Source organism: uncultured Nostoc sp. (assembly GCF_964247315.1).
In the GTDB taxonomy this organism is placed as follows: Bacteria; Cyanobacteriota; Cyanobacteriia; order Cyanobacteriales; family Nostocaceae; genus Nostoc.
Window position 1 is genome coordinate 50,988 of the sequence record NZ_CAXTTT010000034.1, and the last position, 9,301, is coordinate 60,288.

Genomic DNA, 9,301 nt, shown 5'->3' on the forward strand with positions numbered 1-9,301 from the left:
TACTGCTACCAATCTAAATATTTTTAATAACGGGGTTGATACTGCCTGTATGTTCAAGCGAGATCGGTTGCCCTTACTTTAATTTACATCCACTCGATACGCAGGATGCCTGCCAATATTGCATTTATTCATTTTTAATTATTTACTATGTGTCATCAGTTTCTTGGCAGACGATGAGTAGGTATAATTCTCTGCTCTAAGCCATCAAGGTAATATTCTTGCTTTGCCTGGTGTTCCGATTGTAGCAGTAGCTCTTTTTTGACGAAATTTTTGGTCAGTGCTAACTTAATCTGGGTAGTCTTGCTTGCAATGCTATACTAATTACCCAAGTCTATATCTAGAACTATTTTCTGGAAGTGCCCTCTAAATCTACAATAATGGAGATAAGGTTCGCCCTCGCTGCTTATTAAGCTGCTTACCTAATTGTTACCGATTCTACATGTGGGAAAATTGGGTTCACCAGCAGTTCCTCCTAGTTAAAAATCAGAGTCTAATGGCGTAAAATTACCTTCTCTCTAGACAATCAAACACCTGTAGTTTCCACGCCACTTGACGGCAGTTGCTCCACTTGGGGAGACCCCAAGACCGCACTGCCTCCTCCACTTGGGGAGACCCCAAGATGGCAGTGGCTCCCCTGCATAGCGCTTTTGGGCAGTATGGATTCTCTAAACCCAGCTTCTCAAAAACCCGTCGCGTAATTAACTAGCGGGGCTAAATTTTAATCAGGCGTGCAATCTTAAGTTTGGTTAGGTGAAGGGACTTGAACGCAGGCGAATTCTGAGAGCACCGTGCAGTGAGAAGTTCGTAAATGCCCAGAGTTGTCCGTGGGTCGGCTTCTTTGCAAAGGAACTGCGGGAGTAGTTTCTCGCTCTTACTGAGTCTGGCTTCCTTTCCTTAGAACTTAGGAAGCTTGCTTCAAGGCAATTAGTTTCCAGCTTATTTCTGTAAGCCGTGAGGGTATACAGAAATGAACCAGATTAAACAACAAATGATGTTTTGACCAAAGGTCGGTTCACTGCATGGAATTTTCAATCGCTACACTCCTTGCCAATTTCACCGATGATAAATTGGTAGCTCGGAAGGTTTTAGAAAAGAAACTTGGCTGTGAAGATGAAAAAAGTTTACAAAAGCTTCACATTGCCTTAGATGTTCTGGAAAAAATCGGTATTTTAGTGAAGGAACGGGGCAAGTACCGCCGTGTTTCAGAAGAGGGAATAATTGAGGCAAAACTCCGTTGTTCTAGTAAAGGCTTTTGCTTTGCTATTCAAGATGTAGAAGGAGCCGAGGATATTTACATCCGCGAAAGTCATCTGAGTAATGCTTGGAATGGCGATCGCGTTTTGGTGAGAGTTCTGAAAGAAGGCAGTCGCCGTCGCTCTCCAGAAGGTGAGGTGAAGCTGATTCTCGAACGTTCTAACCACACCTTACTAGCACGAATCAAGCAAGTAGAAACTGGTTTTCGGGCTGTGCCTTTAGACGATCGATTGCTGTTTGAACTCAAGATTCAACCGAACGGGGCAAAGTTAGAAGATGCGATCGATCATCTGGTTCATGTGGAAGTTTTACGTTACCCGTTGGCACAATATCCTCCGCTTGGTCGAGTGGTGCAAATCCTCGGTAGCGATGCCGAAGCTGCTGCTGATATAGATTTAGTTACGTGCAAACACGACCTTTCCCGGACTTTTCCAGATAATGTTTTAGAAGCAGCCGCCAAGTTGCCCAAAAAGCTCCTCAAAGCAGACCTGAAAAATCGGCTGGATTTACGTAATTTGTATACTCTCACGATTGAAGGGGTAAATAGTGATACCAAAGTTATAGAAAACGCTTTTAGTTTAGAAAAAAACTTAGCCGGAAATTGGCTTTTGGGCGTTCATATCACCGATGTTTCTCACTATGTCCAACCTGACGAAGCCCTAGATAGAGAAGCACTCAAACGGGGCAAATCAGTCTATCTAGGAGAATTGGTGTTGCCAATCTTGCCCCCAACAGTGGCAGAACGCTGTTCTTTAGTACCTGGGAGCGATCGCTTAACCATCTCTTTTTTAATTACCATCGATCCCCAATCGGGAGAAGTGCTGGAATGGGAAATTCAACCCAGCGTAATCAATGTCGAGACTGCACTGACTACTGAACTTGCCCAAGCAATTCTCACAGGTGAAGCTGAAGATAAATCATCACAGGTTTCCCAAATCCTGCAAGACCTCCAAGTCTTGCAAACTGCCGTAAAACAAGTGCGATTGACTCGTGGTAGCCTCCAGTTGAATCTGCCACCTAGCCAAAACGCCTATTATGATGAGGGAATTCTCGGCGCTGTAGTGGTGAATGATTTACCAGTGCGATCGCTACTCACGGAGTTGGTACTGTTAGTTAATCAACTGTTTGCAACTCACTTAAATGCCCTTGGTGTTCCCGCTATCTGGCGAGTTCAAGGTACTCCTGATATGGAAGATGTCCAGGAAATGCTGAAATTGGCAGTCAATTTAGGCGTTGACCTCACATTAGATCCAGAAGTTGATATTCAACCCTTAGATTACCAACATTTGACTACAGCTTTTGCTGAATCTCCCTCTGAGCAAGTTCTTACTTACTTATTACAAGATACACTTAAGCCGTCTGCATATAGTACCACCAAAGGATCTCACTTTGGTCTGGCACTACCGCAATATGTCCACTTTAGCGCTCCCTTGCGGCGTTTCCCAGATTTGCTCATGCAGAGAGTGTATTACGCGCTAGTCGAAAACGGACGCGATCGCCGCAATACCCGTGTCAGAGAGCGCGTTAATCTACGCCACTCCTCCAGCCACGAGGAAATTAACTGGAACGTTTTACCCCCAGAATTGCAACAAGAACTGCAAAGCGATTTGACTAGGGTAATTGTCCAAATAAATGACCGAGAAAAAGAAGTCCAAGAAGCCGAAGCCGATTTAGCTGGACTGCAAAAAGCCCAACTGATGAAGCAACGCATCGGTCAGGTATTTCAAGGTGTGATTACTGGGGTTCAATCCTACGGTTTCTTTGTAGAAATTGAAGTCCCAGCCGCTGAGGTGGAGTCTAGCAGTAATCCTGGTGTGCCTTTGAGGGTAGAAGGGTTGGTACACGTCAGTTCTCTCAAAGATGATTGGTATGAATATCGCGCCAGACAACAAGCACTGTTTGGGCGCAAAAATCGCGCTTCTTACAGATTAGGCGATCGCGTTGCCGTCCAAGTTAAAAGTGTCGATTACTACCGTCAGCAAATTGATTTGGTAACAGTCGGCAGTGATGGCGTCGCCAAAGGTTTAACTGACAATGATTCCCATGACGAGCTTTCAGACCTCTACTTACCAAATGACATGGAGCCTGATGACCTAGACCCTTACTCTGAAGATGAGTAAAATCCACTAAAATTTACGTGTCAAATAACACCAAACCTTTAATTGTAGGCGTATCGGGCGCATCTGGTCTGATTTACGCTGTTCGCGCGATCAAATTTTTGCTAGAAGCGGAGTATAGTATTGAATTGGTTGCCTCTAAATCAACTTACATGGTTTGGCAGTCAGAACAGGAAATTCGGATGCCATCAGAACCAACTGGGCAAGAACAATTCTGGCGAGAGCAAGCTGGTGTTGCACTTTTGGGTAAACTCCGCTGTCATCCTTGGAGCGATGTTGGAGCCGGAATTGCCAGTGGTTCCTTTGCCACTCTGGGGATGATGATTATTCCATGCAGCATGAGTACAGTGGCAAAGCTAGCGGTTGGCTTGAGTTCCGATCTACTAGAACGAGCAGCGGATGTCCAACTCAAAGAAGGGCGAAAGCTGGTTATTGTGCCGCGTGAAACCCCTTTTAGTCTCATCCATCTACGTAACTTAACCTCTTTAGCAGAAGTTGGAGTGAGAGTTGTCCCCGCTATTCCCGCCTGGTATCACAATCCCCAAACCATCGAGGATTTAGTTGATTTTGTAGTTGCCCGTGCTTTAGATCAACTAGATATTGACTGCATCCCAATTCAGCGGTGGCAAGGCAGGAAGTAAAAAGGTAAAAGTAAAAAGGTGAGCCACTGCGGTGGACGGGAACACCTGCATAAAGGAGCCAGCCGCGTGGGCGGGTCTCCCGACTTGAGCGGACTGGCGTCAAGTGGCGTTAGCGACGCAGAAGCGTCACCCGAAAGGTAAAAGAAAGATAGAGTTACTTTTGCTTTTTGCCTTTTGCTTTTTGCCTTTTACCTTTTACCTTTTGCCTTTTGCCTTCTACCTTTTACCTTTTTTATGGCTGTAATTCGCTTAATTTTATTGGTGGCAGTACTGGGAGGACTAACGCTGTTATTAGTCCAAAATTTCTCACCTGCCCTATCGCTAGTATTTTTGGGCGTGCGAACTCAACCATTACCACTAGCGATATGGATTTTGTTCAGTACTGCCACTGGTGCTTTCACATCGATATTGATTGCTACCTTATTTAATTTATCTAATTATTTTGTGGCAGGACAACGCCAAACTCCTAACAGAGCAACCACCCCTTCAAGTCGTGTAAAAGCAACCCAAAGAGAAGAATTTACATCTCGCCCTGCCAGTTCTCCACCACCAGCTAATAAAAATGAAGAGTCTAGCAGTGAGGTATTTGATGATTGGGAGACAAATAGCAATAGAAATGATGATTGGAACTTTGATGAACAGTCAGAGTCAGCACCTACTCCTAATTCTCAAGCTCAACAGCCTAAAGACTCAACAACTTACGAACGTCAATCAGAAGCCAAAAGCAGTTCTCGGTCTGGTTCAGTTTACTCTTACAGCTACCGCGAGCCAAAAAATACAGCTGCGGGAAAAACTGAATCAATTTACGATGCTGATTACCGGGTAATTATCCCCCCTTACCAGCCGCCAACTACCAATCAAGCAGATGATGATGATTGGGAATTTTTTGAGGATGATGATGATTTTGAAGATGATGGTAAACGCCCCCGTCAGTGAGATGTAGTAGCAGGCTACATCTCTATTTGATGCCACACCGCTCTCTAGATTCCTGCTTGACCTTACCAGTCATAGCAGCTTCCTGCAAAGTCATGAAAGCATTAAAATCTTCCAAGTCATATCGGGTAGTCAACAGTTGTCGTAGTTGCTCTTCAGCTTCAACTGTTAAATAGCCGGTTACTAAAGCTCTTTCTACAACGTCACGAATTCGAGTCATGGTTGACACCTTATTCATACAATATTTATTCATTCAGGCTTATTGGGGTGGAATATGCAGTAGTCTTTGTGTCGAAACTTCAATTTCTTTGCAAGCTTTTTTTGGGCGACCGCGGTAAATTAGTCATTATTTACACCTTTATTAGAAACATTTAATTGAGCGGGTCTTGTTATAACTAAACTTTTAGACTAACGACCCTGTGCTGTTAGAAACACAGTATTGTATATACTTAAAATTAACCATCAGAGTAAAAACCCTGATTATTTAGATAGACAGATATTATTGGATAAAGTTTCAAACAAGCTAGGTTAATTTTTTAGTTAAGCATTGCGATCGCTATGCAGCAATTATCTGGTTACTTCAGGAAAATTACTACATTCCTGAGAAATTCATCGTTTATTACTTATGGTAATTTCACAGAAGAATCGTTAATTTATTGCCTAAGTTACTTTAAATACATGAATGATGGTAATAACCGCAGTTAATTCCTCTTAAATAAAAGATGAGTTTGCAGATTTTAAAAATAATTGGAAGTTAGAAAAGTTACAAGTAAATTTGATAAACGCATAACGATTGTCAATCAAGTAATTTTATCTGGTTGCGCGATATGTGCAAAACTCCGTATTTTTAAATCCTAGATTGAGTTGTTGAGTTTATAATTTAAAACTGTGACTTAGCACTCAAAAATAATTGGAGCGAAGCAACTGGTGAGCAGCTTATTACAAGGAGTCAACCTGTACTTAATTGGTATTATGGGCGTTGGTAAGACGACAGTAGGGCGCTTACTAGCAAAGGAACTGGGTTATGGTTTTGTCGATACCGATGATGTCATTGCCCAAGCAACAAGTAAATCTATCAATCAGTTATTTGCACAAGTTGGGGAAGCGAGGTTTCGCCAGTTAGAAAGCGACGTACTTTCACAAGTTTGTGCTTTTACAAAGTTGACTATAGCAACTGGTGGAGGCATTGTGCTACGGCGAGAAAATTGGGGTTACTTGCACCACGGTTTAATAGTGTGGCTAGATACGCCAGTGGAGATAATTTACAGCCGTTTAGCTGAGGATACCACAAGACCACTGCTGCAAGATGCCGATCCTAAAGGTAAGTTGCGATCGCTCCTCGAACAACGAACACCACTTTACTCTCAAGCCGATTTACACATCACCGAGCGCGAGGGAGATACGCCTGAAGACGTTGCCCAGCGAGTACTTGAGGCAATTCCTAGTGTGCTGAAAAAAACTGTTTCTCATTAATGGGGAACATTGAGCTAACTGTGTCTGCAAAAGACATTTTTCATGAATCAGTTAAAAAAGCCTTGCAAAAAGAACAATGGATAATTACGAGCGATCCATTAAAATTTAAATTTGGGCAAGTCAACTTCCAAATTGATTTAGGCGCAGAGAAAATAATTGCCGCAGAAAAAGGAAATGAAAAAATAGCAATTGAAATCAAAAGCTTTTTAAACCCCTCAGCAATTACAGATTTTTACTCCGCTTTGGGACAATTCCTTAGTTACCGTCTAGCATTAGCAGGATATGAACCAGAGCGAATATTATACTTAGCTGTTCAATTGGATACGTACCAAACATTTTTTCAACTGGAGTTTACTCAAACTGCGATCGAACAGTATTAGGTGCTATTAATTCTTTACAATCCAGTAGATGAGGTGATTGTACAGTGGATAAACTAACAAAATATCAAGAGTATGTTAAAACATTGTTGACGAACTATGCCAGTGATCATGTCTCTGATAATGATGTCGAAGTCCAACTCATTTTAGACACAGAACGCAATCATTTTCAATGGATGAATGTCGGTTGGCAAGGATTTAATCGTATTTATCGATGCGTGATGCATTTTGATATTAAAGATGGCAAAATCTGGCTGCAACAGAATTTAACCGATCGCAATCCAGCAGAGGAATTAGTGATGATGGGAGTACTACGAGAGGATATTGTCTTGGGTTTGCAAGCTCCATACAAACGTCAGTATACAGATTATGGCGTAGCGTAATGCGATCGCTCCTCGAACAACGAACATCACTTTACTCTCAGCGAATACTTGAAGCAATTCCTAGCGTTCTCAAAACACAAGTTTCTCATTAGGAAGACTCAAGTTACCAAATTTTGCCCATCCGTAGGATAAACCCTGGTAATTCTGGATTGGCAGTAACTGTTTCGGGATTTTCCAAAATTTCAACTTCTCGATTCGGACGGTAAACGTAGACTTTTCGATTCTGCCGATCAATTAACCAGCCTAGTGATGCACCGTTATCGATGTACTCCTGCATTTTCTCTTGTAATTTTATCAAGCGGTCGCTAGAGGAGCGTAACTCAATCACAAAGCTGGGACAAATTGGTGCAAATGAGGCTTTTTGTGCATCTGTTAAGGCATTCCAGCGCTCCAGTTCAATCCAAGAAGCATCAGGGGAACGCATCGCTCCATTGGGTAGCGTAAAACCTGTACTGGAGTCAAAGCCTATGCCAGTGCCATCTTGTTCAGTCCAATACCCAAGCTGTGCAGCAATGTTAAAGTTACGGTTGCCCGTATCTGAAAAAGCTGGTGGCATAATGATGACTTCCCCATTGGCAGTACGCTCAATTCGCAAATCTCCATTAGCTTGACAAAATTCATAGAACTGCTCATTTGTCATCTGCACCAGCGAGGGAAAATTTACCGTTAGGGGTGTGCTTTCAGTTTGAATTAGCAGCGTGGTCATTTTCATTCCCTAGCTTCAGCCGAATGATTTCAATTCTAGAGGTTTGAAGGAGCATTTCTGGCAATAAATTCCTCAATTTATCCTGATAATTTTCGATTCTGGTTGCTAGTTCTTATTTTATAGATTTTCACATTTCTGAGACCGATAATAAGTAAAGATTTTCCTTAATAGCAGAACAGTCTTTTTCATCCAGCAGAATCGCATTACTGCGATGTCTCTTGACTTGCTTCTGAGTGTCTGGACATCCAAACAAGATAATTTGTGAGTCATACCTACAGGACTTACGCAAAGGTAACGGAAAATCGAACCACAGAGGTCGCAGAGGACACGGAGGAATAGGAGTTTCAGAGAGTTTTTGCGTAAGTCCTGACTTATACAAAAAGCCTATTTTTAGTCTTGGCAGCTATGAGATATTGTTACAGGTTACAAAGTCTTCTACACTGACTGAAATAGGTTTTAACTCTCTCTGTTAGGCTCCTCATGACGGACAACGATTCTGAATACATCAGGCAAGCTGAAGCCACTCGTGTGCGTGTACTAAGCGAAGCACTACCTTATATTCAACAATTCGCCGGTCGCACTGTTGTTGTCAAATATGGTGGCGCAGCGATGAAAGATAGCACACTCAAAGACAAAGTTATCCGCGACATTGTATTCTTATCCTGCGTGGGCTTGCGTCCGATTGTAGTCCACGGTGGTGGCCCAGAAATTAACAGTTGGTTAGATAAGCTGGGCATCGAACCACAATTTAAGAATGGTCTGCGAGTCACTGATGCCGCCACAATGGATGTGGTGGAAATGGTTTTAGTTGGTCGAGTTAATAAAGAAATTGTCTCCCTGATTAACCAAGCTGGTGGATTGGCTGTAGGACTTTGCGGTAAAGACGGTAATTTATTTACAGCCCGTTCCCAAGGTCAAGAAGGCATCGGCTTTGTGGGGGAAGTCAGCAATGTGAATATTAAGATTTTGGAAACCCTTGCTAGCAATGGCTATATTCCGGTAGTATCTAGCGTTGCCGCAGATGAGACAGGGCAAGCTTATAATATTAACGCCGATACTGTAGCGGGAGAAATCGCTGCTGCACTAGGGGCAGAAAAGTTAATTTTACTGACCGACACCAGTGGAATTTTAAAAGATTACAAAGACCAATCTACTTTGATTCCAAAAGTAGATATCCGCGAAGCCCGCGAGTTGATTGCCAATGGTGTAGTTAGCGGTGGGATGATTCCTAAAGTGAATTGCTGTGTGCGATCGCTTGCTCAAGGAGTCCGTGCAGCACACATCATTGATGGTCGCATTCCTCATGCGCTGTTACTCGAAATTTTTACTGATGTTGGGATTGGGACGATGATTCTCGGTTCGCAATTTACATTCTAGAGGTGTAGAGGAAGAAAGGCAGGCGAGGCAGGGGAAGTAT

Annotated in this window: 9 protein-coding genes; 7 read left to right on the forward strand and 2 right to left on the reverse strand. The window is 42.8% G+C overall.

Annotated elements, in window-relative coordinates; genetic code table 11:
• Nucleotides 1-1,019: 1,019 nt before the first annotated feature.
• The 3 genes from ACFE93_RS12590 to ACFE93_RS12600 all read left to right on the forward strand — a co-directional run bounded on the left by ACFE93_RS12590 (nucleotide 1,020) and on the right by ACFE93_RS12600 (nucleotide 4,948).
• Nucleotides 1,020-3,374 carry a ribonuclease R family protein gene (locus tag ACFE93_RS12590; protein ID WP_375473607.1) on the forward strand — a complete coding sequence of 785 codons (2,355 nt, stop codon included), beginning with the start codon at nucleotides 1,020-1,022 and terminating at the stop codon, nucleotides 3,372-3,374.
• Between the two features lie 17 nt (nucleotides 3,375-3,391).
• A complete protein-coding gene (locus tag ACFE93_RS12595; RefSeq protein WP_375473608.1) occupies nucleotides 3,392-4,012 on the forward strand; it encodes a flavin prenyltransferase UbiX in 621 nt (206 codons plus the stop codon).
• A 234-nt stretch (nucleotides 4,013-4,246) separates the two neighbouring features.
• Complete coding sequence (locus ACFE93_RS12600) at nucleotides 4,247-4,948, forward strand: LapA family protein (protein ID WP_375473609.1); 702 nt, start codon at nucleotides 4,247-4,249, stop codon at nucleotides 4,946-4,948.
• Between the two features lie 22 nt (nucleotides 4,949-4,970).
• Here ACFE93_RS12600 and ACFE93_RS12605 read toward each other — a convergent pair whose 3' ends face one another.
• Nucleotides 4,971-5,165 (reverse strand): hypothetical protein, encoded by a 195-nt coding sequence (locus tag ACFE93_RS12605; RefSeq protein ID WP_375473610.1) that lies wholly within the window; start codon nucleotides 5,163-5,165, stop codon nucleotides 4,971-4,973.
• A 707-nt stretch (nucleotides 5,166-5,872) separates the two neighbouring features.
• Here ACFE93_RS12605 and ACFE93_RS12610 point away from each other — a divergent pair.
• Genes ACFE93_RS12610 through ACFE93_RS12620 form a run of 3 tightly spaced genes read left to right on the forward strand, consistent with a single transcriptional unit; the run spans nucleotide 5,873 to nucleotide 7,178 of the window.
• Nucleotides 5,873-6,418, forward strand: coding sequence for a shikimate kinase (locus ACFE93_RS12610; protein WP_375473611.1), 546 nt, complete (start codon nucleotides 5,873-5,875; stop codon nucleotides 6,416-6,418).
• Between the two features lie 20 nt (nucleotides 6,419-6,438).
• Complete coding sequence (locus ACFE93_RS12615; protein WP_375473612.1) at nucleotides 6,439-6,798, forward strand: XisH family protein; 360 nt, start codon at nucleotides 6,439-6,441, stop codon at nucleotides 6,796-6,798.
• 44 nt (nucleotides 6,799-6,842) lie between these two features.
• Nucleotides 6,843-7,178 (forward strand): XisI protein, encoded by a 336-nt coding sequence (locus ACFE93_RS12620; protein WP_375473613.1) that lies wholly within the window; start codon nucleotides 6,843-6,845, stop codon nucleotides 7,176-7,178.
• A gap of 103 nt (nucleotides 7,179-7,281) precedes the next feature.
• Here ACFE93_RS12620 and ACFE93_RS12625 read toward each other — a convergent pair whose 3' ends face one another.
• Nucleotides 7,282-7,884 carry a Uma2 family endonuclease gene (locus ACFE93_RS12625; RefSeq protein WP_375473614.1) on the reverse strand — a complete coding sequence of 201 codons (603 nt, stop codon included), beginning with the start codon at nucleotides 7,882-7,884 and terminating at the stop codon, nucleotides 7,282-7,284.
• A gap of 480 nt (nucleotides 7,885-8,364) precedes the next feature.
• On the opposite strand from ACFE93_RS12625, the gene argB reads away from it, so the two are divergent.
• Nucleotides 8,365-9,261 (forward strand): acetylglutamate kinase, encoded by an 897-nt coding sequence (gene argB / locus ACFE93_RS12630; protein ID WP_375473615.1) that lies wholly within the window; start codon nucleotides 8,365-8,367, stop codon nucleotides 9,259-9,261.
• The last annotated feature ends 40 nt before the right edge of the window (nucleotides 9,262-9,301 follow it).